General features: G+C 43.6%; 23 protein-coding genes. 9 read left to right on the plus strand and 14 right to left on the minus strand.

Annotated elements, in window-relative coordinates; translation table 11 throughout:
- Nucleotides 1-58: 58 nt before the first annotated feature.
- Nucleotides 59-466: a DUF3221 domain-containing protein gene (locus tag MHI33_RS10585; protein WP_223252893.1), complete on the minus strand. Its 408-nt coding sequence runs from the start codon at nucleotides 464-466 to the stop codon at nucleotides 59-61.
- 274 nt (nucleotides 467-740) lie between these two features.
- On the opposite strand from MHI33_RS10585, the gene MHI33_RS10590 reads away from it, so the two are divergent.
- Both MHI33_RS10590 and cysI read left to right on the plus strand, forming a co-directional pair.
- Nucleotides 741-2,561: an assimilatory sulfite reductase (NADPH) flavoprotein subunit gene (locus MHI33_RS10590; protein ID WP_283923753.1), complete on the plus strand. Its 1,821-nt coding sequence runs from the start codon at nucleotides 741-743 to the stop codon at nucleotides 2,559-2,561.
- Nucleotides 2,562-2,598: 37 nt separating this feature from the next.
- The gene (gene cysI, locus MHI33_RS10595; protein ID WP_340911062.1) at nucleotides 2,599-4,317 is read left to right on the plus strand and encodes an assimilatory sulfite reductase (NADPH) hemoprotein subunit; all 1,719 of its coding nucleotides are present in this window, start codon (nucleotides 2,599-2,601) and stop codon (nucleotides 4,315-4,317) included.
- Nucleotides 4,318-4,426: 109 nt separating this feature from the next.
- On the opposite strand, the gene MHI33_RS10600 is transcribed toward cysI, so the two are convergent.
- The 10 genes from MHI33_RS10600 to MHI33_RS10645 all read right to left on the minus strand — a co-directional run bounded on the left by MHI33_RS10600 (nucleotide 4,427) and on the right by MHI33_RS10645 (nucleotide 16,542).
- Entirely contained in the window at nucleotides 4,427-6,364 is a 1,938-nt protein-coding gene (locus MHI33_RS10600; protein ID WP_340911065.1) for an AMP-binding protein, read from the minus strand.
- A 13-nt stretch (nucleotides 6,365-6,377) separates the two neighbouring features.
- Nucleotides 6,378-7,901, minus strand: coding sequence for an acyl-CoA carboxylase subunit beta (locus MHI33_RS10605; protein WP_080773012.1), 1,524 nt, complete (start codon nucleotides 7,899-7,901; stop codon nucleotides 6,378-6,380).
- 18 nt (nucleotides 7,902-7,919) lie between these two features.
- Nucleotides 7,920-8,702 (minus strand): enoyl-CoA hydratase, encoded by a 783-nt coding sequence (locus MHI33_RS10610; RefSeq protein WP_111913530.1) that lies wholly within the window; start codon nucleotides 8,700-8,702, stop codon nucleotides 7,920-7,922.
- Between the two features lie 14 nt (nucleotides 8,703-8,716).
- Nucleotides 8,717-9,625 (minus strand): hydroxymethylglutaryl-CoA lyase, encoded by a 909-nt coding sequence (locus tag MHI33_RS10615; RefSeq protein ID WP_106065391.1) that lies wholly within the window; start codon nucleotides 9,623-9,625, stop codon nucleotides 8,717-8,719.
- Nucleotides 9,626-9,636: 11 nt separating this feature from the next.
- Nucleotides 9,637-9,852, minus strand: coding sequence for an acetyl-CoA carboxylase biotin carboxyl carrier protein subunit (locus tag MHI33_RS10620; RefSeq protein ID WP_034322699.1), 216 nt, complete (start codon nucleotides 9,850-9,852; stop codon nucleotides 9,637-9,639).
- Entirely contained in the window at nucleotides 9,849-11,198 is a 1,350-nt protein-coding gene (locus MHI33_RS10625; RefSeq protein WP_340911075.1) for an acetyl-CoA carboxylase biotin carboxylase subunit, read from the minus strand. The genes MHI33_RS10620 and MHI33_RS10625 overlap by 4 nt, the downstream gene beginning before the upstream one ends.
- Nucleotides 11,199-11,206: 8 nt before the next feature.
- Nucleotides 11,207-12,844, minus strand: a complete 1,638-nt coding sequence (locus tag MHI33_RS10630; protein ID WP_340911078.1) for an AMP-binding protein — start codon at nucleotides 12,842-12,844, stop codon at nucleotides 11,207-11,209.
- A gap of 42 nt (nucleotides 12,845-12,886) precedes the next feature.
- Complete coding sequence (locus MHI33_RS10635) at nucleotides 12,887-14,029, minus strand: acyl-CoA dehydrogenase family protein (RefSeq protein WP_044141333.1); 1,143 nt, start codon at nucleotides 14,027-14,029, stop codon at nucleotides 12,887-12,889.
- A 143-nt stretch (nucleotides 14,030-14,172) separates the two neighbouring features.
- Nucleotides 14,173-15,711, minus strand: a complete 1,539-nt coding sequence (locus tag MHI33_RS10640; protein ID WP_268454880.1) for a glycoside hydrolase family 10 protein — start codon at nucleotides 15,709-15,711, stop codon at nucleotides 14,173-14,175.
- 24 nt (nucleotides 15,712-15,735) lie between these two features.
- A complete protein-coding gene (locus MHI33_RS10645; RefSeq protein ID WP_340911085.1) occupies nucleotides 15,736-16,542 on the minus strand; it encodes a tyrosine-protein phosphatase in 807 nt (268 codons plus the stop codon).
- Between the two features lie 122 nt (nucleotides 16,543-16,664).
- Here MHI33_RS10645 and MHI33_RS10650 point away from each other — a divergent pair, with 122 nt between their 5' ends.
- Nucleotides 16,665-17,426: a DeoR/GlpR family DNA-binding transcription regulator gene (locus MHI33_RS10650; RefSeq protein WP_268454883.1), complete on the plus strand. Its 762-nt coding sequence runs from the start codon at nucleotides 16,665-16,667 to the stop codon at nucleotides 17,424-17,426.
- 20 nt (nucleotides 17,427-17,446) lie between these two features.
- Here the strand turns inward: MHI33_RS10650 and MHI33_RS10655 are convergent, their stop codons facing one another.
- Nucleotides 17,447-18,025 (minus strand): branched-chain amino acid aminotransferase, encoded by a 579-nt coding sequence (locus tag MHI33_RS10655; protein WP_268454884.1) that lies wholly within the window; start codon nucleotides 18,023-18,025, stop codon nucleotides 17,447-17,449.
- A gap of 125 nt (nucleotides 18,026-18,150) precedes the next feature.
- On the opposite strand from MHI33_RS10655, the gene MHI33_RS10660 reads away from it, so the two are divergent.
- The 6 genes from MHI33_RS10660 to MHI33_RS10685 all read left to right on the plus strand — a co-directional run bounded on the left by MHI33_RS10660 (nucleotide 18,151) and on the right by MHI33_RS10685 (nucleotide 25,883).
- Nucleotides 18,151-19,284, plus strand: coding sequence for a CdaR family transcriptional regulator (locus tag MHI33_RS10660; RefSeq protein ID WP_326848235.1), 1,134 nt, complete (start codon nucleotides 18,151-18,153; stop codon nucleotides 19,282-19,284).
- A 77-nt stretch (nucleotides 19,285-19,361) separates the two neighbouring features.
- Nucleotides 19,362-20,771: a glycolate oxidase subunit GlcD gene (glcD, locus tag MHI33_RS10665; protein WP_340911091.1), complete on the plus strand. Its 1,410-nt coding sequence runs from the start codon at nucleotides 19,362-19,364 to the stop codon at nucleotides 20,769-20,771.
- Complete coding sequence (locus MHI33_RS10670) at nucleotides 20,768-22,111, plus strand: (Fe-S)-binding protein (RefSeq protein ID WP_044141326.1); 1,344 nt, start codon at nucleotides 20,768-20,770, stop codon at nucleotides 22,109-22,111. Before glcD ends, MHI33_RS10670 begins: the two co-directional genes overlap by 4 nt.
- 74 nt (nucleotides 22,112-22,185) lie before the next feature.
- On the plus strand, nucleotides 22,186-23,673 hold the full coding sequence (locus MHI33_RS10675; RefSeq protein WP_185108766.1) for a spore germination protein: 1,488 nt from the start codon (nucleotides 22,186-22,188) through the stop codon (nucleotides 23,671-23,673).
- A 12-nt stretch (nucleotides 23,674-23,685) separates the two neighbouring features.
- Nucleotides 23,686-24,786, plus strand: a complete 1,101-nt coding sequence (locus tag MHI33_RS10680; RefSeq protein ID WP_065098155.1) for a GerAB/ArcD/ProY family transporter — start codon at nucleotides 23,686-23,688, stop codon at nucleotides 24,784-24,786.
- On the plus strand, nucleotides 24,783-25,883 hold the full coding sequence (locus MHI33_RS10685; protein ID WP_065098156.1) for a Ger(x)C family spore germination protein: 1,101 nt from the start codon (nucleotides 24,783-24,785) through the stop codon (nucleotides 25,881-25,883). The genes MHI33_RS10680 and MHI33_RS10685 overlap by 4 nt, the downstream gene beginning before the upstream one ends.
- A 12-nt stretch (nucleotides 25,884-25,895) precedes the next feature.
- On the opposite strand, the gene MHI33_RS10690 is transcribed toward MHI33_RS10685, so the two are convergent.
- Both MHI33_RS10690 and MHI33_RS10695 read right to left on the minus strand, forming a co-directional pair.
- Nucleotides 25,896-26,447: a hypothetical protein gene (locus tag MHI33_RS10690; RefSeq protein ID WP_340911097.1), complete on the minus strand. Its 552-nt coding sequence runs from the start codon at nucleotides 26,445-26,447 to the stop codon at nucleotides 25,896-25,898.
- A 134-nt stretch (nucleotides 26,448-26,581) separates the two neighbouring features.
- Nucleotides 26,582-26,884, minus strand: coding sequence for a hypothetical protein (locus MHI33_RS10695; RefSeq protein WP_340911100.1), 303 nt, complete (start codon nucleotides 26,882-26,884; stop codon nucleotides 26,582-26,584).
- Between the last annotated feature and the right edge of the window lie 3 nt (nucleotides 26,885-26,887).

The following is a 26,887-nucleotide window of genomic DNA, read 5'->3' on the forward strand; positions in this document are numbered from 1 at the left end:
CCTTTTTATTTAATTAATAAGAACCCATTTCGAATTTTAAGAACTGCTTACTACTCCCTTATTTATTCTTATCCATAAGGATGTTGTATTTTTCGACTGTTGCTTTTGGAGGAAACGATTCTTGTAACTCATCAAACCAAATCTCAATCGTTTGCCCCTGTGACAGCTCTTTAGTATCAACTTTCGTTAAATCCATTATGATGAGATCGTGTTTATATTTATCGACAAGAAGAGGAGTATCTAATGAATAATCGCGTTTTATAGGAGTTTTATTGTTAATAAGAAGTAAACCAGTCTCCCCTTTATATAGCACTATGCCTTTTTTTGAAAAAGGCGTTGCTATTTTATTTTGATTGTGTGGATTCTTTATATTGTCCTTTGTTGTAGAGTGGCACCCTCCTAATAAAATGAAAAAAATCACGATGACAAATCGAACACTTATTATTTTTTTAAATTTAAATTGCATCAACTTTATACGCCCCTTCAATGCTTCTTCAAGTCTAGCATTCTTAGATCAAAGCGGCTTATATTACAGCGCATTTTCTTAAGATACTTTATACATTTAAGATAATTTACCCTCAAGCTCATTCATCTTGTAAAGGTATTAGAAATCTTAATCATGACAATCAATATTATATATTTTACTTAATGGCAAACTTTCGGTAAAGTTCAAATTGAACCTATATATATAATTCCTATCGAATTAATCTATGTTTATATTCCTTGTGAGGTGGATATCGTTGCAACTTCATGTATTAAACAGTCCGTTTAGTCAGCAGCAGGCAGACTTGCTCAATCAGCTGCTTCCGACTTTAACAGATCAACAAAAAATTTGGCTTACCGGTTATTTATCAGCACAAGCAGCTCTAGCCGGATCAGAAACAGCTACTCTAGCCCCTTCTCCTTCTGCCGCAGCACCTGCGCAGCCTGTCAGTAAAGATGTGACCGTCCTTTATGGCTCACAAACAGGCAATTCTGAAGGATTAGCGAAAAAGACAGCGCAGCATCTTGAGGAGAAAGGTTTTCAAGTGACGCTCTCTTCTATGTCAGATTTTAAACCAAATAATCTGAAAAAAATACACAATTTACTGATGATCGTCAGCACACATGGCGAGGGAGATCCGCCTGATAATGCCCTTTCTTTCCATGAATATGTCCATGGTAGACGTGCGCCAAAGCTTGATCATTTAAACTTTTCTGTTCTTTCGCTAGGCGACAGCTCCTACGAATTCTTCTGTCAGACTGGAAAAGAATTTGATGAGCGCTTCAAAGAACTTGGCGGAACGCGCCTGACAGATCGAGTGGATTGTGACCTTGATTATGATGAGCCGTTTTCTGAATGGCTTCAAGGGGTGGCATCGTCACTTAGCGAAGGAGAAGCCGCAGCATTCCCGCAAGATTCAGCAGGAGCATACAGCCAAACAGCAGCTTCTGAATACTCAAGAACGAATCCTTTTTATGCGGAAGTTCTTGAAAATATCAATCTAAATGGCCGCGGCTCTAACAAAGAGACCCGCCATTTGGAGCTTTCACTAGAAGGATCAGGACTTGTTTATGAACCAGGTGACAGCCTTGGAATTTATCCAACAAATGATCCTGCGCTTGTTGATGAACTGATCACGACATGTGGATGGAGCGTGGAAGAAGCCGTAACTGTTCATAAAAACGGTGACACTCTTCCTTTAAAAGAAGCACTTACCTCACATTTTGAGATTACAGTATTAACAAAACCCCTTCTTCAAAAGTTGGCGGACTTGACGAAAAATGAAGCACTCCATGCCCTTTTTGAAGAAGGAAATGAAGAAAAGTTAAAAGCGTATTTAGCAGGAAGAGATTTAGTCGATGCTGCACGCGACTTCGGTCCTTTTGAAGGAACAGCCGCAGACTTTACTGCGATTTTAAGAAAAATTCCTGCCCGCCTTTATTCGATTGCAAGCAGTCTGAAAGCGAATGAAGAAGAAGTTCACTTGACGATCGGTGCTGTGAGATATGATGCGCACGGGAGAGAACGTCAAGGTGTCTGCTCCATTCTATGCGCAGAGCGCTTAGAACCAGGTGATACGCTGCCTGTTTATATTCAGCACAATCAAAACTTTAAGCTTCCTGAAAACCCTGATGCACCGATCATTATGGTGGGACCAGGTACAGGTATCGCCCCTTTCCGTTCGTTTATGCAGGAACGAGAAGAAATCGGTGCAAGCGGAAAATCGTGGTTATTCTTCGGCGATCAGCACTTTGTGACGGACTTCTTATATCAAACCGAATGGCAAAAGTGGTTAAAAGATGGCGTCTTAACGAAAATGGATGTGGCCTTTTCAAGAGATTCAGAGGAAAAAGTATATGTTCAGCATCAAATGAAGAAGCAAAGTAAAGAATTATTCGAATGGCTGGAGCAAGGTGCCTATGTATATGTTTGCGGAGATGAAAAGCATATGGCGCATGATGTTCATCATACCCTTCTATCGATTATCCAAGAAGAAGGAGCGATGAGCAAAGAGAAAGCAGAAAGCTATCTAGCTAACTTGCAGCAGCAAAAACGCTATCAGCGCGACGTATATTAATGGACTTGATGCTTGAAAGAAAGGAGCTTTTACTTACATGGTGAAGACAGCATTAACAGCGCCGGATGGACCTCCGAGCGACGTAGAAGAAATCAAAGAAAAAAGTGATTATTTACGGGGTACGTTAAAAGAAGTAATGCTTGATCCGATTTCAGCGGGAATTCCTGATGATGACAATCGCCTGATGAAGCATCACGGCAGCTATTTACAGGATGATCGAGACCTCAGAAATGAACGGCAGAAACAAAAACTTGAGCCAGCCTATCAATTTATGCTGCGCGTACGCCTGCCTGGCGGAATCGCCACATCTAAGCAGTGGCTTGTGATGGATGAGCTTGCTCACACATACGGAAACGGTACGTTAAAGCTGACTACTCGTGAAACTTTTCAGCTTCACGGTATTTTAAAATGGAACATGAAAAAAACCATACAAGACATTCATTCTACTATGCTTGATACAATTGCTGCTTGCGGCGACGTGAACCGGAATGTCATGTGTACATCAAACCCCTATCAATCAGAAGTGCACCATGATGTCTACGAGCTGGCGAAAAAATTAAGTGATGACCTGCTCCCGCAAACAAGGGCGTATCACGAAATTTGGCTTGATGAGGAAAAGGTTGCAGCAACGCCAGATACGGAAGTTGAACCGATGTATGGCCCGCTTTATTTACCAAGGAAATTCAAAATTGGTGTGGCGGTCCCTCCTGCTAATGATATTGATGTCTTTTCGCAGGATTTAGGCTTCATTGCGATCATCGAAAATGAGCAATTGATCGGCTTTAATGTCGCAATTGGCGGCGGAATGGGCATGACTCATGGTGATACAGCGACCTATCCTCAGCTTGCAAAAGTGATTGGCTTTTGTACACCGGAACAAGTTGTAGAGATTGCGAAACAAGTGATTACCATTCAGCGTGACTATGGAAACCGTTCGGTGCGAAAAAATGCCCGTTTTAAATATACAGTGGACCGCCTTGGTCTTGAGAATGTAAAAGAAGAGCTGGAACGCCGCCTCGGGTTTGCCCTTTTAGACGCAAGAGGTTATCACTTTGATCATAACGGTGACCGCTATGGCTGGGTAAAAGGCATCAATGGCAGATGGCATTATACGATGTTTGTAGAAGGCGGACGCATCATAGATTATGATGATTATCAGCTGATGACAGGTATTCGTGAAATCGCAAAGATTCATTCAGGTGACTTCCGCTTAACAGCGAATCAAAATTTGATCATTGGAAATGTCACTTCTCATAAAAAGAAACAAATCGAGCAGCTCATTCAGGAGTTCGGCTTATCAGATGGTCAGCAGCACTCTGCACTCCGCCGCAGTTCAATGGCCTGTGTTTCTCTTCCAACATGCGGCTTAGCGATGGCAGAAGCAGAACGCTACCTCCCACGCTTGATTGACAAAATTGAAGAGATTGTCGAAGAAAACGGCTTAAGTGATAAAGAAATCACGATTCGTATGACTGGTTGTCCAAATGGATGTGCCCGTCATGCTCTAGGTGAAATTGGCTTTATCGGGAAATCACCTGGCAAATACAACATGTATCTTGGCGCTGCGTTTGATGGCAGCAGATTAAGTAAGCTGTACCGTGAAAATGTTGGTGAGGAAGAGATTTTAAACGAGCTTGGCTCTCTTCTCCCCCGCTATGCAAAAGAACGAGAAGACCAAGAACATTTCGGTGATTTTGTCGTTCGGGCAGGGATTGTCAAAGAAACAACAGATGGCACGAATTTTCATGTGCAATAGAAAAAGACAGGACACTCTCCTGTCTTTTTTCAGTGTGATAGAAAATCTTTGCAGCCCTAGGAAGAACGAGTACCGGCACGCAGACCTGAACACCGATGCAAGGGCTTGTTTACATGCTGTTCTGTTTCCGTTTCAAGTACTCGCAAATGCTTTTGTACACATGAGGATTGTCTAAAGAAGAAAGATCTGGTGAAGGCTGCTGTTCATAAGCTCCTTTTAATAAACGCCGGACGATTTTTCCGTTTCTTGTTTTCGGTAAAGCTGAAATAAGATGAATTTCCTTTGGCGTGAGCGCTTTTCCTGCATGTGAACCAACATGTGATTTGAGCTCTTGAATCAGTTTTGTTTCGTCACAAGACTGCGGGCTGGTCACGATGAAGCACACGAGTGCCTCCCCCTTCACCTCATCCTTTACCCCAATCACTGCTGCCTCGTGTACAGCTGGGTGTCCGACAAGAATGGATTCAATTTCTGCTGGACCGACTCGTTTTCCTGCTGTATTAATGACATCATCTGATCTGCCAGTGATATGAAACGTGCCATTCTCTGATTGCACCACCCAATCCCCATGTGTCCATACCCCATCAAATCGTTTGAAATACGTATCTTCATAACGCTTAGGATCTTTCCAAAACCCACATGTCATGCCAACCCATGGCTTTTTCACAACGAGCTCTCCTACTTCATTTATGACGCTCTGACCTGCTTCATTATATACATCAGCTGCCATTCCTAAAATCGCCGCATTAAAAAGGACTGGCTTAATTGGGCGAAGCAGCGTACTTCCTACAATTCCGCCTGAGACTTCTGTTCCTCCCGAATAGTTTAGAATTGGAATATGCTTATGACCAATTTTGTCAAAAAGCCATTGCCATGGTGCTTCATTCCACGGCTCACCTGTAGAAATGATGGCTTTGACATGCGGCAACTTTATACCTGCAAGATTTTGCTGCATCGCAGATCGAACAAACGTAGGAGAAAGCCCAAAGTGGGTGACCTTTTGCTCGTGAATGAATGACCAGAGGTGCTGTTCATCTGGATAATCGGGTGCGCCGTCATATAAAACAATCGCAGCTCCATTGATCAAGCCCCCAAAGACGAGAAATGGCCCCATCATCCAGCCCATGTCTGTGAGCCAAAACAAGCGGTCTCCTTTTGCGACGTCCATACAAAGACCGGCATCAAAAGCGGCTTTTACAGGGAATCCTGCGTGTGTATGGACTGCTCCTTTTGGCGTACCAGTCGTTCCAGAAGTGTATAAGATCATGAGAGGCTCTTCATTTGAGAGATAGGTCGTTTCACTTATCGGCTCTTCTTTTAACAAATCATTTAGCCTGATATCTCCTTCATATTCAGTATCAGAGGAGGTGTGTACAATGACGGTTTTGACGGTCGTGGTTTTGCCTATGGCTTCTGCTGCACATTCCCGCATATTGATCTTCTTCCCGCGGCGCGTCATGCCTGAGCCTGTGACGACAATGGCTGCACCTGACGCACGAATACGTACGGCAAGAGGCTCGCTTCCATACCCGGAGAAGACGGGGCTAAAGATAACGCCAATTTTCGCAAAGGCTAGCATGACAGCGACCGTTTCAGGAAGCATCGGCATATAAATGACTGCCACATCTCCTTTTTGAAGCCCATTCTTCAAAAAGCCAGCAGCGAGGCGATTCACCTTTTCCTGAAGATCGAGATACGTCCATTTCCTCTCTTCGCCCATCTCGTTTTTCCAAATCACGGCTGGCTGATGCTGCGCTTCTTCGTTCTCTGCCCATTTGTCCACGGCCGTTTCGGTTATGTTGAGTTGACCGCCTTTATACCAGTTCGGCCACATGAGTGAATCTTGACCTAATGCGGCTTCGTACGGCATCTTCCACTTGATACCGACCGCCTTTTCAGCTTCTCTCCAAAACCAATCGGTACGCTCGATACTAGCTTTATAGAATGCATCATAAGTAGAAAAACCAAGTGAGTGCATCCATTTGTAAAGACGTGTCTGTTTGATCATTTGCTCTTCCGGTATCCATGCTGGTTTCAGGTTCATCATGAGGATGCCCCCTTTAGACCGGATAGACCGGATGTTTTCGTCTTGTAAATGTCATCTCTTTTGAGGAATAGGCTTGGAAGCGATGACAAAGCTCGTCTCGCAAGTGGTCGAACGGGATGACGCCGTCGACAATCATTTCAGAAGCAAGCTCATATATATTCATATCTTCTTGATATTCCTTGCGTTTCTCATGGATAAATGCAGCTCTCTCTTCAACAGGCAATTCAGTAATCTTATTTGCATAGACAGCATTTACAGCCGCTTCTGGCCCCATGACAGCAATTTGTGCCGATGGAAGAGCGAGACAGCAGTCTGGTTCAAACGCTGGTCCTGCCATTGCATATAAACCTGCACCGTATGCTTTACGCACAATGACTGATATTTTCGGAACGGTTGCCTCTGACATAGCGGAGATCATTTTCGCCCCGTGTCTGATAATACCAGCTTGTTCCACTTTTGTTCCGATCATAAATCCCGGTATATCCGCAAGGAAAAGGAGCGGGATATGAAAGGCGTCACATAGCTGAATAAACTTAGCGGCTTTATCAGCTGAGTCATGGAACAGCACCCCGCCTTTTACCCTCGGCTGGTTAGCAATAAGACCGACAGGCTGCCCGTTCATTCGGCCAAAGCCTGTGATGAGCTCTGCGGCAAACAGTTTTTTGATTTCAAAAAATGATCCTTCATCAATGAGTAAATCAATGAGCTGATACATATCAAAAGGGGTATTTTGCCCTTTAGGAATAAGGCCTTGGATGGTCATCTCAGATGCTTTAGGTGCTTTTGCGGCTGCCGGTTTTGGTTTCTCTGTATAGTTGGCAGGCATGTAGGTTAAATAGTCGCGAGCGATTTGAATCGCTTCTTCCTCGGTTTTGGCTAAAATATCACCACATCCTGATATGCTGCAGTGCATGTTTGCTCCGCCCATTTCTTCAAGTGTTACTTTTTCTCCAATCACCATTTCGGCCATTCTCGGAGAGCCTAAATACATCGAGGCATTCCCTTCGACCATCACAACGATGTCACAAAAAGCAGGAATGTAAGCACCTCCTGCCGCAGAAGGACCAAATAGTAAACAAACTTGCGGGATACGTCCAGACAGCTTCACCTGGTTATAAAAAATGCGTCCCGCTCCCCTTCTGCCTGGAAACATTGCAATTTGATCGGTGATTCTTGCACCCGCAGAGTCGACTAAATACAGCATCGGGCAGTTGAGCTTTTCCGCTGTTTCTTGGATTCTAATGATTTTTTCTACCGTTTTGACGCCCCATGATCCAGCTTTGACAGTAGAATCATTTGCCATAACGCATACGGTTTGCCCATTCATCCGCCCTGTCCCTGTGACAACACCATCTGCTGGTAAATGCTCATCTTTACACTCGGCAAACATCGCATCCTCAATGAACGAATCCTGATCTAATAGCAACTGGAGCCGGTCACGGACGAACAATTTTCCTTTTTCTTTGTTTTTTTGATGGTATCGTTCCGCTCCTCCTTTGACAATCCGCTGTTTTTTCACTTCGTATTCTTCAATCATGCCCATTCCCCTTTCTTGCTAGTTGCCTCTGTATTGAGGCGTTCGTTTTTCTTGGAAAGCTTGAAGGCCCTCCATTCGATCTTCTGTATCAATGAGCCGTACATAGGCTTCGTATTCCTTCATCAAACCTGTACGCAGATCGTGATCAAGACTCATTTGAATCGCTCGTTTCGCTTCTTTTAAAGCAATTGGGCCGTTTTTGGCGATTTGTTTTGCGAGGGAAATGGCGTCATTCATAAGGGAATCTGCTAAAGAGAGGTGCTCAATTAGTCCAATTTGAATGGCTTCTTCAGCTTGTAATGAAGCACCTGTAAAAATCAGTTCTTTTGCTTTACCAAGTCCGACGACACGCGGAAGCCGCTGCGTCCCTCCTGCCCCTGGTATGATAGCTAGTCCTGTTTCTGGCAGACCGAGTCTTGCTCCGGCTCGTGCGATGCGAATATCACAAGCTAGCGCGAGCTCAAGTCCTCCGCCAAGTGCGTGTCCATTCATGACGGCAATAACAGGTACAGGAAGGGATTCAATTTCTGTAAAGGTTTGCTGAATTGACAGAACTGCCGCTTTTGCTTCTTCTTCTGTCATCAATCGTCGCTCTTTTAAATCAGCACCTGCGCAAAAAACGTTAGAACCAGCTCCTGTCATGAGCAGGCAGCGGATGCTTTCATCATGTTTGATTTCTTGAATGAGTTGATTGATCTCCTCAAGCATCGCAGCAGATAGGGAATTTGCTTGTTCTGGTCTGTTTAAGGTCATGATCCCAATCTGTTCATCTTGTATCGTAAAATTGACCAATGATGTCATGTCACATTCATCCTTTATGAAGTAGTATGAGAGTGAAAAGCACGTAAACAATGACTAGGCAGGGTTCGATTTACTTTTGTTTCGATCCATTCTGCCGCTTTTATCAATGCTGGAAAATCGATATTGGTTTCGATTCCTAGTTTTTGAAGCATATGCACTACATCTTCTGTCGCGACATTTCCGCTAGAGCCAGGCGCATATGGACAGCCGCCTAGCCCGCCGCTAGAGGCGTCAAATGTGGTGATTCCCGCTTTTAATGCCGTATAAATATTGGCAAGACCCATCCCTTTCGTATCATGAAAATGAAGAGCGATTTTATCAGCAGGAAAACGTTCAAGTAAAATGTCTAAGCGCCTTTCTACTTGAAGCGGATGGGCTTCTCCAATGGTGTCGCCGAGTGATATTTCATCAATGCCATAAGAGAGCAGTATATCCGTTAACCGCAATACTTGATCCATTGGCACTTGATGTTCATAAGGGCAGCCAAACACGGTGGAAATATATGCGCGTGTGTGTTTTCCGGCTGCTTTTAAATCAGCTGTCATTTGTTTGATGACAGGAAGTGTTTCGTGGATGGATTGATTCATATTCTTTTTGTTATGCGTTTCACTCGAAGAGATAAACATAGCGCCTGTGTCAAGATTTGCTTCAAAAAAGTGAGCTAAGCCTTTTTCGTTAGGAATGAGTGCTGCATAGGTGATGTCGCCTTTTTTGTGTAAGGATTGGGCTAATTCTTTGGCATCTTTTAAGGCTGGGACCCATTTAGGATGAACAAATGAGGTGACTTCAATATAAGGGAGCCGGGCTGCTGTGAGCAGTTCAATCCATCTTTGCTTCTCACTTGTGTCCAGCCAAGTGGATTCATTTTGCAATCCGTCCCGCGGGCCGACCTCCCTAATAAGTACACGTTTTGGTAATGCCATCTCGCTCCCTCCTATTCTGTCAGCTCTAAAAGAACCTCCCCTTCATCGACAAATTCTCCCTCTGCTTTATACACTTTGCTGATGACACCTGCCTCTTCTGCCACTATTGGAATCTCCATTTTCATTGATTCCAAGATAGCGACCTCCTGCCCTTTTTGCACTTCATCGCCTTGTTTCACAAGAAGCTTCCATAAGTTTCCCGCCATTTGTATCGTGACCGTTTTCATGAACGGTTCCCCTCCCTTTTTTTCATGAGAAAATCGGTTGTGATGCTGCCACGTAAGAAAGCAGATGATCCAGCCATTTCCCTCAAAAGCGGTAAGTTGGTTTTGACCCCTTCTATTTCATATGCTTGTAACGCAGCGTTTAATCGTTCTATTGCAAGTTTTCGTGTATCACCGTAAACGACCATCTTCGCAATCATTGGATCGTAATATGGGGTAATGACGCTCCCGTTTGTCACACTTGATTCATGGCGTATATAGGGAGCTTCTGGTATAGACAGCCGAGTGATTGTTCCTGGTGACGGATAAAAGGTGACGGGATCCTCCGCATAGATTCTGACCTCGATGGCATGCCCGATTTGATGAATGTCCTCCTGATTGAAGGAAAGCGGCTCTGATGCAGCGATTTTCAGTTGCTCCTCGACAAGATCAATACCTGTAATTTCTTCTGTGACAGGGTGCTCTACTTGTAATCTCGTGTTCATCTCTAGAAAGTAAAATTGTTGATTTTGATCGACTAAACATTCAATTGTCCCTGCATTTTCATAACCGATGGCTTTGGCTGCTTTCACCGCCACCCGTCCCATCTCTTGTCTTACGGATTCATCGAGACAGGCAGCTGGTGCTTCTTCGATGATTTTCTGGTGTCTTCTCTGGAGTGAACAGTCGCGCTCAAATAAGTGAACCCCGTGGCCGAATGAATCAAAGAGGACCTGGATTTCAATGTGCCGCGCGTCTTCAATGACCTTTTCCATATAAAGCGTCCCGTCGTTAAAAAAACTTTGCGCTCTTTTTTGATTTCCCTCAAAAGCTTTACGCAGCTCCTCATCATTTCGGACAAGCTGCATGCCGATACCTCCGCCTCCGCTGGATGCCTTGAGCATGATCGGATAACCGAGTGACTGCGCTTTACTGACTCCTTCTTCTGCGTCATGGAGAGGTGCTGAAACGCCAGGTACAATGGGGATTCCCGTATGATCTATCGTTTTTCTCGCTTCAATTTTATTCCCCATGCGCTGAATGACCTGTGCAGATGGACCAATAAAAGCGATTCCTTCGCTGCGGCACCGTTCAGCAAAGGCGGCATTTTCTGATAAAAGGCCATACCCAGGGTGGATGGCGTCTGTATTTGTCTGCTTGGCTACCTCAATGATCACTTCCATGTTTAAATAGCTTTCAGATACTTTTGCACCTCCAATCAGATAGGCGCTGTCTGCTTCTTGTACATGAAGCGCATGCTGATCTGCCTCTGAATAAACAGCCACGGTGTTGATCCCGAGCCTTTTACAAGTCCGAATAATTCGACGAGCAATTTCGCCTCGATTGGCAATCAATACTTTTTTGAACATCGCTGCCCTCACTCCTTTATTAGATCAAGCGCCTGTTTTTTCAGACGAAATTTTTGAATCTTCCCTGAGGCGGTCATCGGATACTCGTCTGTGATGAAAAAATATTTCGGAATTTTGTAGCGTGCCATTTGTGACTGACAGTAGCTGGTTAATGTCTCAATCGTCACCGCGCAACCTTGTTTGAGCCGAATGAATGCGGCGGCTTCTTCTCCGTAAGTCTCGTCAGGAATACCGACGACCTGTGCATCAAGAATGGCTGGATGCGTGTAAAGAACGTCTTCAATCTCTTTTGGATAAACATTTTCTCCGCCTCTAATGATCATATCTTTCAGCCGTCCTGTGATTTTCACATAGCCATCCTCATCCATCTCCGCTAAATCTCCTGTATGAAGCCACCCGTCCTCATCAATGACTTCATTTGTGGCTTCTTCATTTTTATAGTAGCCTTTCATCACGTGATAGCCTCTCGTGCACAGCTCGCCTTGTTCTCCTCTTGGTACTTCATATGGGGTACCTGGGGCGGTGATTTTCACTTCGATGTGAGGAAGCGCCTGGCCGACTGTTTGAACCCGCCTTTCAAATGAATCATCCGTTCTCGTTTGGGTAATGACAGGTGAGCTTTCGGTCTGGCCATAGGCAATCGTGAGCTCCTTCAGACCCATTTGTTCAATGACGGCTTTCATCACATGGGATGGGCAGAGAGATCCTGCCATAATGCCGGTGCGTAATGAAGACAGATTGTACTTGTGGAAATTCGGATGATCAAGCTCTGCAATGAACATTGTCGGGACGCCGTGAAGAACCGTGCACTTCTCTTTTTCCACTGTTTGAAGGACTCGCTCTGGGTGGAAAGATTCAATTGGAATGATCGTGCCACCTTTTGTGAGACAAGCAAGTACGCCAAGAACAGACCCAAAGCAATGAAAAAACGGAACGGGGATACACATGCGGTCTTCACGGGTGAGCTTCATGCAATCTGCGATTTGACTGGCATTGCAGACGATGTTTGTATGGCTGAGCATGACGCCTTTTGGGTAGCCGGTAGTCCCTGACGTATATTGCATATTAATGACGTCATCAGGCGTCAGCTTCTCCATTCGTTTCTCCCATTCATCATCCTCCGTTCTTTTGGCAGCAGCTTGAATACTGTCCCAGCTGCGCATGCCCTTTGGCGTGCGCTCGCCAATATAGACGACACTTTTTAAATATGGAAATGCTGTTGAAGTGATTTCGCCCTGATGAGCAGTTTGAAGCTCTGGGATGAGGTCTTCAAGCATCCTGACATATGATGTCTCTTTAAACCCATCAACGATAAACAGCATGCTGCTATCAGAGTGCTTTAGTAAGTATGCGAGTTCTTGTGATTGAAAGTTCGTATTCACGGTGACAAGAACGGCTCCAATGGAGGCGCAGGCGAATTGCAGCATGAGCCATTCAGGTACATTGGGTGCCATGATGGCGATATGATCTCCTTTTTGAACGCCTAATGCCATAAGACCTTTTCCTGTTTCTTTGACCTCGCTAAAAAACGCTTCGTATGAATAACGTAATGAACGTTCTGGATACACAATGGCTTCATGTGCTGGGTGCTGCTCCTTTTTCTCTTTTAATAGGGAGCCAATCGTTTGCGGATGAATCGACATCATGATTTTCCTCCTCCATCATTAGTAAGCGTTTTCATAACAGGTTTAAGCTAACAATTGTCTTGCGATGACTAAACGCTGAATTTCAGAGGTGCCTTCTCCGATTTCCATGAGCTTGGCATCTCTCACAAGCCGTTCTACCCCGCACTCTTTCATATAGCCTGTTCCTCCGTGAATTTGGACAGCATCAAGACTTGCTTTTGTCGCCATTTCTGAAGCGAAAAGCTTGGCGTAGGCAGCTTCTTTTGTAAATGGCTTGCCATGATCTTTCAGCCAGGCCGCTTTCCACACCATTTGTCTAGCGAGTTCTATTTGCATCGCCATATCTGCCAGCTTAAACTGAATGGCTTGAAAGGAAGAAAGAGTCTGCCCAAATTGCTTCCTTTCCTTAGCATAGGATAGTGAGGCATCAAGTGCAGCCTGCGCGATGCCAACTGATAAGGCAGCAATGGATATGCGTCCCCCGTCTAATGTATATAAAAATTGCTTGAAGCCTTTGGCTGGGTCTCCTAATATATGATGCGCTGGTACACGTACGTTGTCTAAAATGATTTCAGCTGTATCTGAACCGCGCACCCCCATTTTGTCGTATGGATTTGTAATGGTCAGTCCTTTTTGCCCTTTTTCTACAATGAAGGCGGAGATGATCGGCTGGCCGTGCTCATCATGATCCGTGACCGCTGTGACGATAATGGTTCTGGCAAAATTGGCATTTGTGATCCAGCATTTCTCCCCGCTAATCACATATTCTTGTCCGTCTTTGACCGCTTTTGTTTTCGTCCCTTTAGCATCTGATCCTGCATTTGGCTCCGTTAATCCAAAAGAACCGAGTGCTGTTCCAGATGCCAGCGGGACGAGGTGATCCATTTTTTGTTCCTCTGTACCGAAGTAATAAAGCGGGCTTGCGCCTAAGGAAACGGCCGCGGCATAGCTAAGACCTGTACTGGCACACTGTTTTCCGATTTCTTCTACAGCGAGCGCATATGAGATTGTATCTCCTCCTGAGCCTCCGTATTTCTCTGGAAAAGGAATGCCCATCAAGCCGAGCTCCCCCATTTTTTGAAAAGTTTGGGCTGGGAATACAGCTTGTTCATCAATGGTTTGAGCGAGTGGTGCAATTTCTTCCTTGGCGAATTCTTTGACCATCTGGCGGATCATTTGCTGTTCTTTCGTTAATTCAAAATCCATCATATTTCCCCCTTTGGCTCTTTTCTATCATATTTATTAATCAAGTGGCTGCTTCATGCCAAGCTTGGGTGAATTCAGAAAATTAAAACAAAAATAATAGAAAAAAAGCATGAACGAAGAAAATCCTCATTCATGCTTTTTCGTTATCTCACTCTTTTTGTAGAAGGCTTGCTTTCGTGATGTAGTCGATTGAGAGCCGTTACTTTGTAAGTATCACTCTTATTCTGATGAACTGAAAGATCTTTGACAGATGTCAGCGTGCCGGTTTCTTTTCTAACAGTTTGAAGCAATTCATATGTTCCTTTCGTCGTCAAGCGATAGACCGCATAATAGGATGCGGTAGAGTGCGGATCATTTTTGATCTGTAAAGCCGCACCATCTGCTGTTTTTTTAATAGATTGAATGATTGGTTTTTTTGGCGCTTTCTGATGAAGCCAAGGCATTTCTGGAATGAGAGCCGGTTTACGGTAGGCGTCTTCTATCAATCGATTTTTGACATTCAAAGGGTTACGGTTGATATCTTTTAGGCTAAAGTGCATGCTTCCCTGCACAAGAGGCGACTGTCTGTTCAGCTGGATCTGCCGAAAGTATTCTTCAGGATCAGACCAAGCAGGATCACTGTTTTGATTGATTTTATACGTTGCCTGACCAATGTACAGGTGAACAGGCTCTCCCTTCACTTCATTTGACCACCATTTCGTGAGCACATCATAGGCGGCTGCCTGAAAACCGATGCTCCAGTAAATTTGCGGGGTAACATAATCGATATCGTGCTGCTGAATCCACTCTCTTGTATCAGCATACAAATCATCGTAATTGGTCATCCCTGCGGTCGTGTTTGAACCAGTTGGGTCATCCTGGATGTTGCGCCATACTCCAAATGGGCTAATACCAAATTTCACATACGGCTTTACTTTCTTCACGGTGTCGTTGATTTGCTTGACCAATTGGTTCACATTATCTCTTCGCCAATCCTCTATATGCGTAAATGCCTTTTTTCCATATGTTTCATACGTTTCTTGATCTGGGAACGGCACACCAGCTATTTTATTCGGGTAAAAATAATCATCCATATGCACTGCATCAATATCGTAGTTTTTCACGACTTCTTCTATACCGCCGACAATGAACTCCTGAGCTTTAGGAATGCCTGGATTGTAATAAAGCTGATTTCCGTATGCAATGGTCCAATCAGGATGCTTTTTTGCTGGGTGATCGGCTGATAAACGGCTGAGGTCTGTATGATTCATTGTGATACGATACGGGTTAAACCAAGCGTGAAATTCGAGGCCGCGTTTATGAGCTTCTTCGATCATGAACTCAAGCGGGTCATACCCAGGATCTTTCCCTTGCGTGCCGGTTAAATATTCGGACCACGGACCGTATGCCGAAGGATAAAAGGCATCTGCTGTCGGTTTAATTTGCATGATCACGGCATTCATATTCATCGCTTTGATCTCATCTAACAAATGAATAAACTCTTCTTTCTGCTCTTTGACAGGCAGTCCTTTCTTTGAAGGCCAATCTAAATTATAAACCGATGCGATCCATACCGCGCGCATCTCTCTTGTGCTTTCAAGCTTCCCTTTTGGCATTGGACGAGCTAGACTGCTAGAAGGAATCAATAAGAATACAAACATCAAAATTATTGTTAGACACGTCATACTGATCTTTTTCACCATTTTTTGCATCACCTCATCATCAGTTTATTCCGCTTTTTGAGATCGAATGCCAGCAGATGGTGTCAGCAAGATGTTTTTCATTTCCTTGAGCTGGGCTTCAGGTATGTCGCAAGCCTCGATTAAATACCGCTGTGCACTCCCGTATGTCTCCATCATCTCGTTTAGCACATCTTCCAGATAATCTTGCTGCACACCGAGAAGCGGCTGAATTTGCTTTTTTGACACCCGGTATAAACTCATCAAGCGGACAAATCGCTGCTGCCTTCTGACAAGCATTTTCACCCCTTCGTTAGAGCGCATGTATTCACTTAAAACGGCAGATACCGGTACACCTGCTGCTAATTGAATGAGGGCAGATAAAAAGCCTGTCCGGTCCTTACCGCTTGTGCAGTGAAGCATCAGCGGGTAATTGCTTTTATCTGAAAGCAGAGTGAACAGCTGCTGAATTTCTTCTTTACGCTCTGTGAGCATGCTTTGATATAAATCTTTCATAATCGGTGTGAAAGTGAAAGATTTCCCTTCTGCTACCAGCATACGAAACATGGTCCATTTACTTGGCATCTTACTGTCAGGATGCATGGGGATATGGACGATTTTGTCAGGTTCCTTGATTTTTGGCGGATGTGATTTGCGTTCTGAGGCTGTACGGAGATCGCAAACGGTTTGAACGCCAAGGGTTGAAAATGTCTCGATATCTTGTTTTGTCAGGCGAGACAAATCTGCGGATCGATAAATCATCCCCTCCCTGATCACCATTTCATCTGTTGTGTGAAGTCCCCCTACTTCTCTAAAATTCGCAAGCTTTGAAAATGGGTTGTTTGATTGATTCATAGAAGTGAAAGTCCTTTCCGTTACGTTCTTTTCTCTATCATACGCTTTTATCGAGATGGGGAAAAGAAAAGCCATTTGGTATAATGGAAAAAGGACATACGGTTGGATTGGAGATATGTAGCATGATCAAAACAAAACGGATTCAGCAAATCAAAGAGTATGTGTTTGACCGGGAATCTGCCTCACTGGATGAGCTTGTGGCGCATTTTGGCGTTTCAAAAAACACGATACGCCGAGATGTACAAGCTTTGGTCGAGTCCGGCGAGCTCAAAAAAGTATATGGCGGAGTGGCTGTGAATCATTCAACATTAGTAGTATATCAGGAGCGAAAGACCCGTCAGCTGAATAAAAAGCAATTGATTGGTCAAACGGCTGCTGCTTTTGTGGAGAATGGGGATATGATTTTTGTTGATTCTGGTACAACAACACTTGAGATGCTTCCCTATTTGACTGAGAAACAGGTGACTGTTGTGACCAATAATGTAGATTTTATTACACAGGCGATGCCTTATGAGAATCTCACTATCTTTTCCACCGGCGGGATGCTTGAGAGAAAAACGAATTCTTTCGTTGGCTATCAAAGTGTAGAGCGTTTGAAAGCTTACAATGTCAATAAAGCCTTTATCGCATCAACTGGTTTATCCATTGATCACGGCGTCACGAATTCGTCCCCGCTTGAAACGGATATTAAAAAGACGGTTGTTGAAAAAAGTGCCAAAACGTTTTTATTAGTGGATGATAGTAAATTTAATCATTACGCTTTGACCACATTTTGTCATTTGCAAGATCTTGATGTCGTCGTGACGAATAAACAGCCAAGTGAAGACTATCTTCAATATGGAAAAGAGCATGATGTACAGTTTGTCACGCCTTCATCAAAATAGATGGATCACAAAAAAACGGCTCAGGAATTTGAGCCGTTTTTTGATTCATTCATTTCAAGCTGCATGATCAAGCGGAATAAAAAGCGGTACACGGCTAAGACGACTTCAATGAAAGGCATATCTTCATAGATGTCCTCAAGCTCAAGAAGCTGTAAATTCACATCGAATAAGCCGTCTTGCCCATTAAATTGAAGCTGCGCACCATTTAATGAAGCCAGCATGTCCTTTAGAATGCCAGTGTCTTTTTTAGGACGTTTGAAGCCGAATAACACGGTATACGTTTGAAATACTTCGTCCCATTCAATGGCTAATCCATCGACTCTCACCACATCAAACCACTTTGATTCGATATAAATGAATTCTTTTTGATGTTGTTTTACATATGTAAGCGGTGTGTTTAGAAATGAGGCGCCCTCTGATTGAATCATGTCCTCGGATTCTTTGTCTACACGCTCTAAATATACATCGATAAAGCGTGCCTCTTCCTTTATTCTTGCACCCTCTAAAGGCCAATTGTAGCGCGCCGCTTCGTCATATTCAAAGTCTGTCAGCGCTTGTCCTTCTTTCAATAGATCTTGTAAGCGATTTTGTAGCGACATGGCTATGTCTCCTTTCTTCTCCTTCACGTGCGTGTATTATTTTAGCATAACTCATGAAAAGAAAGATATGACTCAGCATATGATGGTATGATAGTGTCAAAAGATACATCTCGGAGGGGTACGTTTTGCTCACAATGACATTGGCAGAAAAAATCGTAGACGAGGTCAAAAAGGTGCTGACTGAGGAAATCATCATTACACAAACAAACGGCACCATCATAGCGGCAACAGATCCAGCGCGCATTGGTCAATTTCATGAAGGGGCATATTTGACATCCTTTGAAGGACAAAAACGAATCCTCACAAAGGATGATGAGCAACGAATGAAAGGGGTCAAAGCTGGCATCAATCTGCCTATTTATTTTAAGCAAGAGGTCATTGGTGTGATTGGGATGACAGGAAATCCCGTCCATGTCTCTCCATTTGGCGAAATATTACGAAAAATGACCGAATTGCTCATTCAAGAACATGAATTTTTTCTAGAAACGGAAACCGATGAACGGCAGCTTGAAGCGTTTGTGTTCGACTGGCTTCACCTGCCAGAGACAGCCATCGATCTCACTGAAAAAGCAGCGCGGCTTCAGCTTGATGTCAATAAGCAGCGTGTGGTCGTCCTCATTGATTGTCACGATGAATCATTTGTGAAGCAGGATCAATATAAAAAAGTGAAGGAAATGCTGCATCTCACCAATCAGGAAATGATCGTCCGCTGGGGACATGCCCGCTTTTTGCTCATGCTGCAAACTTCGGCAAATGATCGTGATACTTTGCGGCAGCGTCTTTTTCACATCCATGCTGCGCTCACCGCACGTCCTAAGTCAAAGGTTTTGATAGGTGCGGGAAAACCTGCAGCTGGACAGATGATGAAGCAATCATTTCATCAAGCCTTTCGTGCCTTAAAAATGGCGAATGCAGATACACCGATTGTGTTTGATGAAGATTTAACACTTGAACTTTTTATAGAAGAAGTGAGTCAGGAAACAAAAGAAGTGTTCCTTGATCGAACGATTGTCCCGCTTCTCCCCTACCCTGAGCTAGTGAAAACATTGCGTGTACTCATGACGTCAGATTGCTCATTGAAATATACTGCGGAAGCGATGCACGTACATATCAATACACTGCATTACAGGCTAAAACGTATCCAAGATTTAACAACACTTGATCCGAAACGCATGCAAGATGCGATGCTCTTTTATTTAGCCTTGATGCTATTAGATCATCATCCAAATAAACGAGGCGAGAAGCCCAATATTTTGTAGAATCGTCCATAGGCATGAGGCGATTCTTTTTTTATACTGAAAGAAACGGTATGTCTAATCAGTAGGAGTGAATGCGTATGTTAAATTCTGAATTTTTTAGTCAATTAAAAAAGATTGTCGGTGCGTCTCATGTACAGGGCAGTAAAGCCGATCGGCTTGCCTACTCTTATGATGCAACGCCTAATTTTCAGCATATGCCAGATGTTATCGTAAGCCCGCGGACGGCTGAGGAGATCCAGCAAATTGTTCGGCTCTGCGCCTCATATAAGGTGCCAATTGTGCCAAGAGGATCCGGAACGAACCTTTGTGCAGGAACCTGTCCTACACAAGGGGGACTTGTGATGTTGTTTACAAGAATGAACCAATTCATCGAAATAGACGAAGAAAACCTGACCGCAACGGTCCAGCCTGGTTTGATCACACAGGAACTCATTCACCAAGTAGAGGCAAGAGGCCTTTTCTATCCACCAGATCCAAGCTCGATGAAAATTTCGACGTTAGGCGGCAATATTAATGAAAATTCAGGTGGGCTCCGGGGGTTAAAATATGGTGTGACGAGTGATTATGTACTTGGACTTGAAGTGGTTCTTCCAAACGGTGACATCATCAAAACGGGCGGTAAGCTCGCAAAGGACGTGGCAGGGTATGATATGACCCGCTTATTCGTTGGATCAGAAGGAACACTCGGCATTGTTACAGAAGCGACGCTGAAGCTTTTACCGCTTCCAGAAACCAAACAAACGATGCTTTGCTTATATGAAAGCCTTGAGGAAGCAGCTGCATCAGTTTCGGCGATTATTGCAGAGCGGATCATCCCCGCCACATTAGAATTTATGGATCAGCCGACACTAGAAGTCGTCGAAGACTTCGCCAAAATCGGCCTGCCGACTGACGTTCAAGCGGTGCTATTAATTGAACAGGACGGCAATCCTGAGGCTGTTTCCCGTGATATGCAAAGCATTGCAAAGGTTTGTCAGCAGCACGGTGCAAAAGAAGTGAATATCGCACACTCTGAAGAAGAAGCAAGTGCCCTTTTAACAGCGAGGCGAGCCGCTTTATCTGCCCTCGCCCGTTTAAGCCCTACGACGATTTTAGAAGATGCCACAGTTCCCCGATCTGAAATTGCGAACATGGTGCGCGCGATCGAAGACATTGCGAGAGAGTACGACGTGAAAATCTGTACATTTGGTCATGCAGGTGACGGAAATCTGCATCCTACTTGTGCAACTGATGCAAGAAATGAAGAAGAAATGAAGCGGGTTGAAGAAGCCTTTCAGGCCATTTTTGAAAAAGCAGTCTCCCTCGGCGGCACCATTACGGGTGAGCATGGTGTGGGTCTAATGAAAGCCCCCTATTTGGAGCTAAAGGTCAAAAAAGAAGGAATCGCTGCAATGAAAGCGATCAAACAAGCGCTAGATCCGGCAAATATCATGAATCCTGATAAGGTGTTTGGAAAAGCAGCAAGGAAGCGAGTGGTGATCTCATGAATTCCTCTAAACAAACAAAGATTCAGCAAACATTTCAACAGCAAATGGATGAAAAGGAGCTGCTCAATTGCATGCGCTGCGGCTTTTGCCTTCCTTCCTGCCCTACTTATATTGAATCGGGTCAACAAGAAACACACTCGCCCCGCGGCCGAATTGCTTTAATGAAGGCTGTAAGAGACGGCGTGATTGAGCCTGATGAAGATGTCGAACATTCATTGAACCTTTGTCTTGGCTGCCGTGCATGTGAACCGGTCTGCCCCTCAGGCGTCAAATATGGACGTTTACTTGAGGATGCAAGAGACATCATTCAGCAGCACAAAAAACAATCCCTTCCTGTCAAATTTGTGAGACGTGTTGTGTTTAAAGGACTCTTTCCTTCCCAAAGCCGGATGCGTCAAGCGGCTGGACTACTGCGATTTTATCAAACCTCTGGTCTGCAAACGGCCGCCCGCAAGTCTGGCATGCTAAAGGTACTTCCGCCGCATTTACAGCTGATGGAAGAGGCTCTTCCAAAGGTGCCGCGTCAACAAAAAAGCCGTGCGTTAGAATACAAAGCCATTGGCACAGCAAGAAAACGTGTCGCCTTTTTTACTGGCTGTTTAATGGATACCGTTTTTTCCAGCACAAACGAAGCGACCATCCAGCTTTTGCAACTGGCCGGCTGTGACGTTGTCGTCCCTCCTGTTCAGACGTGCTGCGGTGCACTTCATGGTCATAGTGGAGAAAAAGAGCAAGCGAAAGAGCTAGCAAGGCGGAATATTGAAGCATTTGAGGAGATTGAGGCAGATGCCATTGTCATGAATGCGGGCGGATGTGGTGCCTTTTTAAGTGATTATGATCATTTACTAAAGAATGATCCGTCTTTTCAAAAGCGAGGTGAAGCCTTCTCACAGAAAATCACGGATATATCAGACATTCTCGTGGAGCTGGAATTTCACGGCCGTACGCCGCTTGCTTTGCCAGAGCAAGTCATCACCTATCAAGATTCCTGTCATTTGCGGAACGGAATGGGTGTACAGCAAGCGCCAAGGGTGCTCATGAAAGCAATTCAAGGGGTATCATTTAAAGAAATGAAGGATGCCGACCGCTGCTGCGGATCCGCCGGAATTTATAATATCTTGCAGCCACAAATGTCGATGCAAATTTTAGATCATAAAATGACAGAAGCTAGTCAAACAGCTGCGGCTGCTATTGTCACGTCCAATCCAGGCTGCCAGCTGCAAATGGCAGCAGGTATCAAACGTTCAGGACAATCGAACAGCATGCGTGCTGTTCATCTCGTAGATTTATTATTAGAAGCGGTTCAATATGGAAAAGAAGCGTCCAGCACATCAAGCTGAACGCTTTTTTTTCATGCATATCTTCCGGCAATTGGTTGGATAATAGAGGCAAATTGCGGAAGGAGATGGTTCAAGTGCTGAAGAAAAACAACCAACATCAAAAGGACCCAAATTCAGTATTTGAGGCATTGTCACGTTCCTCTGATTTTACAAACGAGTTGTCACGAAGTGAAGGTTTTTTTTATCGAATTTCTTTTTTTCGTTCTTTAATTAATGGGCATCTACTCCATGAACAAATTTTGCCCTGCATGAAAGAATTACATCTCACCCCCACTCTTGAGGAGCTGAAAGAACGAATTCCCATTGAACAGTCTGTCATCACGACCGATCTTCAGGAAGTGGAAAAAGCGCTTCATCAAGGGAATATGGCCATTCGTCTTGAAACGGACTGGGGTAAAGCGCTTCTGATCCCGATTGAAGAAAAGAAAGGCAGACAAGTAGGTCCGCCCGAGATAGAATTTGGCATTATTAGTGCACAGGAAGCATTTGTGGAGGTTTTGGATACCAATTTAAATTTGGTCAGACGGCGGCTGCCGACACCGAACCTGAAAGTGTCAGAAAAGATGGTTGGCACGCTTTCGCAAACAAAAGTAGCGGTGTTATATATTGAAGAGATTGCTAATCCGGCAAACATTGAAACCGTTCTCCAGCGTATTGAAGACATTGATTTTGATCAAATTTTAGATGCAAATTACCTTGCACAGATGCTTTATGATGTGTCCAATACGATCTTTCCGTTGTTTTTAAATACAGAAAGACCCGACCGCGTCTCTTCAGGTTTATCAGAAGGGAAAATTGCCATATTAGTGGATGGCTCGCCTCATGTCTTACTTGCCCCGACGATTTTACTTGAGTATTTTTCCACTATGGAAGACTACAATATGTCGTGGATTGCGGCTTCTTGCTTTAGACTGTTACGCATATTTGCTGTGATATTTTCCATTTTTGCGACACCTTTATATGTAGCCGTTTTAACGTTTCATTATGAGCTAATTCCAAAAGACTTATTAGAAACCATTGTGTCCTCCCGCTATCTTGTTCCATTTCCTCCAATCATTGAGGCTCTGTTTTTAGAGGTTTCGATTGAATTACTAAGAGAAGCAGGTTCAAGGCTTCCAGCTAAAGTCGGTCAAACGCTCGGGATTGTTGGAGGGATTGTCATTGGACAGGCTGCTGTGGCAGCAGGATTAACAAGTAATATTTTACTCATTATTGTTGCCCTTTCTGCTCTTGCCTCATTTGTCACCCCTATATACAAAATGGGCAGTGCCATTCGGCTGCTGCGATTTCCATTTCTACTTGCGGCACAGGTGTGGGGCGCATTAGGTATTGCAGTGATGGGATCATTCCTTCTCACCCATTTAATGAAATTAACGTCTATTGGACGTCCGTATCTAGAGCCTATTTTCCCATTGCGTCTAGCTGATTTAAAAGGCAGCTTGATTCGTCCTCAGCTTCGATTTTTGAATAAAAGACCGGAAAATTTACGCCCGGAAAATGAAACCATCCATCGACAAAAGCCTAAGCAAGGCCGTAAGGGGAAAAATGATTTTTATGAATAAGGAAGTGAAAGCATGAGTTCTTCTTCTGTAAAAGAGAAATTTCAAGTTTCCCCTTTTTTTGTGTTTTTTCTCGTTAATGCCAATCAAGTTGGTGTCGGCATTTTAAACTTTCAAACAAACCTTGTTCGTTCTATGAATAATGATGGATGGATCGCCATTCTGATTTCTGGCTTCAGTGTCAATGTCATGATCTTTCTTATGTACATGATGTTTAAAAAGGCCCCTTCGGATGAATTTGGTGATATCACGCAATATGTATTTGGCAAGTGGGTTGGGCAATTATTCAACATTCTCTATATCTTATATTTTGCTTCTTTGTCGTTGACCGTTCTCGTCCACTATATGGATGTGATCCATGTATGGCTGTTTAAAGAAATTCCTGGTCTATTGTTTGCGTCTGTACTTCTGCTGCTCGTGTATTACATTCATACCGGCGGGTTTAGAACGATTGCTGGATGGGCATTTTTTAGTATTGTACTGACGTATTGGATGACGTTTATTTGTTTTTATGCCATGAAATATAGTCACATTCGTTTCATGTTCCCGATGTTTGATCATACTTTTTCGCAGCTGTTGATGGGAGTCAAAGATGCTTCATTATCCATGTTTGGTTTTGGCACACTGCTTGTCTATTATCCCTTTATTAAACATGCGCAGACGTCTCAAAAATTTGCTCACATGGGGGCATTATTTACGACATGCTTAAATTTACTCGTCTTTCTCGTCTCCATTGCGTATTACTCAAGTGCTCAGCTTAAATTAACAAAATGGCCGACGTTAACGTTAACAAGTATTGTGAAGCTCCCGTTTATCCAGCGCTTTGAATTTATCGAAGTGTCTCTTTGGCTGCTTTTAATCATTCCGAATATCGCGATTCCACTATGGGCTGCGAGCCGAATGGCAAAACAAGTGCTTCATACAAGCCAGCGCGTCACGTTCATCGGGCTCAGCATCCTCATTCTGGTCATGTTTTCATTTTTTACGGGGGCAACTTCTTTTGAAACCTTTAACCAATGGGTGGAATATAGCGGATACTTTCTTGTATATGGCTTGATTGTCTGTATGGTTATTGGACTGATGCTGAAAAAAAGGTGGGTGAAAAAACGAGCATGAAACGTTATATACTCACGGGTCTCATGTTGTTTAGTCTATTCTTAACTAGCTGTGCACAGCCTCGCCTTTTAGATGAATTAAATATCTCTCAGGCGGCAGGATTTGATTTAATCGAAGATGGAGAAATGAAGGGCTTCTTTGTCTTTCCTGTCTTTAAAAGTGAGGAACAAGGAAGTTATCAAATATTAAGCGCAAGGTCAAATACCATTAGTAATATTCAGTTTCTCGTATCAGAAAAATCACCTTTTCCAGTCGTCATGGGTCAAGTGCTGGTTATTTTAGTGAGTGAAAAATTAGCAAAGGAAGTCGGAATGATCGATTTAATGAATTACATTTATCGTGATCCTATCATTGGTTCACGCCAAGTGTTTGCGATTGTAGGCGGAGAAGTTGAAGACTTATTATATACAAAAATGAATCAAACGAACTTAAATATAGGTGTGTATCTCTCTGATCTGTTGTCCCAAAATATGCGAAATGGCAATCAACCTGTCACTAATCAGCATATTTTCATGAATCAGATGCTGGCAAAAGGAGTCGATGCTTACCTGCCTTACATCAAGAAAACGAGCAATGCCATTAAAGTCACAGGAGTTGCTCTGTTTGATCAGGAAAAAATGGTCGGTCATATCCCTGGAGAAGACACGTTCACATTTAAAGCGATGATTGAAAATCATAAAAATGGTATCTACGAGTTTCAATTGGCTGATCAAGAAAAGACCCATGTCGTCATTGAAAATATCAAATCACATGTGTCCTACCAGGTCAAACCAACGAATAACCTAACAAAAAAGCCTCATATCACGATTGATATCAAGCTGAAGGGCGAATTAAAAGAATTCATGAAGTCCAAGAAAATTGATAAACCGAATATATTGGACCAAGTCGAAAAAGAAGTAGAAAAACGTGTCGTTCAGCAAGGACAAGACCTTGTTCAGTCCTTTAAAAAGCAACATATTGATCCGCTTGGGCTAGGCTTAAGGTATCGATCAAAAGACAAATCCATGACACCAGAAAAATGGCAGGAAATCTATCCTGATGCGGATGTACAAGTTAAATGCCATATGAAAATTGTGCAAACTGGTGTCAGTCAATAAAGGAATTGAAAATTATTCAAAAATATCTTCTTTATTGTTCAATATGGTAGACACGTTCGTTTTGACTCTTGGAACGCCATCTTTTTGAAGATAGTCATTTAAAGTGTTCTCTACTTCACTTTTATCTGTGTGAAGGATCTTAGGTGAACATTGTTCCACAAGGACCGGTCTATTCCCTTTAGCACAGTGTGTCATTGTTTCAAGGGCAATTAAACTGAAAGGTCTTCCTTTGTCTAGCCATGTTTTCATTCTATCCCAGGTTGGACAGCTTAAGGCTGCCAGCCTTCCCCAATGAACGTGAAAATGAGTGCAAGTGACCTCCATCCAATTTAATACTTTGTTAGAGTGGAAACGGTACAGACAGATAAAAGCAGCTGTCGGTAATTCTTTTTCACTGATCGATTTCAATTTTTCTATTACATGTTGTAAACCTTCATCTTCTGGCAAACTGCTGGCCGCTGCCCATGAAAGTGGATAAAGAAATTCTTCGTCAGCCTGATTCACCAGTTCCCTTACCCACCCAGCGGCAGATGTACCTAAAACATCAGCCACAATTTCTAACATGCGTGATTTCACTTCGATATGCTGAGTCTCATCAAACTGGCTTTGAACAGAGTCTAAGGTCCTTTGCTGATCATGCTGTTTCAGCGCATCAATGACATCATCCTCAAGAAACCACCTAGTAATTGAGAAGTTTATTAAAGAGCCAAATCTTGCCGCACGTCTTGTAATGTGGGGGCTTTATCTTCTTTGGTGACGATGACATCATCCTCTGATTGGAAAGCCTGTCCATCCTCTCCATAAAAGTCATCATGCAGTAAAAATTGTTTAGGAGAATGGAGAACGGCTAAGTTATACCATTCAATCGGTCGTAAAGAATTGTTGAGTAGTCTCTTGTGACACGGCTGACATAATTGATAAGGTTGTTTCGGTTCATCAGTATCTTCTACCACATCCATTGCGTTTTTTTGACAGGCTTCACATAAGACGACTTTTTCCACTCC

It is taken from the genome of Bacillus sp. FSL K6-2971, from assembly GCF_038006405.1.
Lineage (GTDB): Bacteria > Bacillota > Bacilli > Bacillales > Bacillaceae > Bacillus > Bacillus pumilus.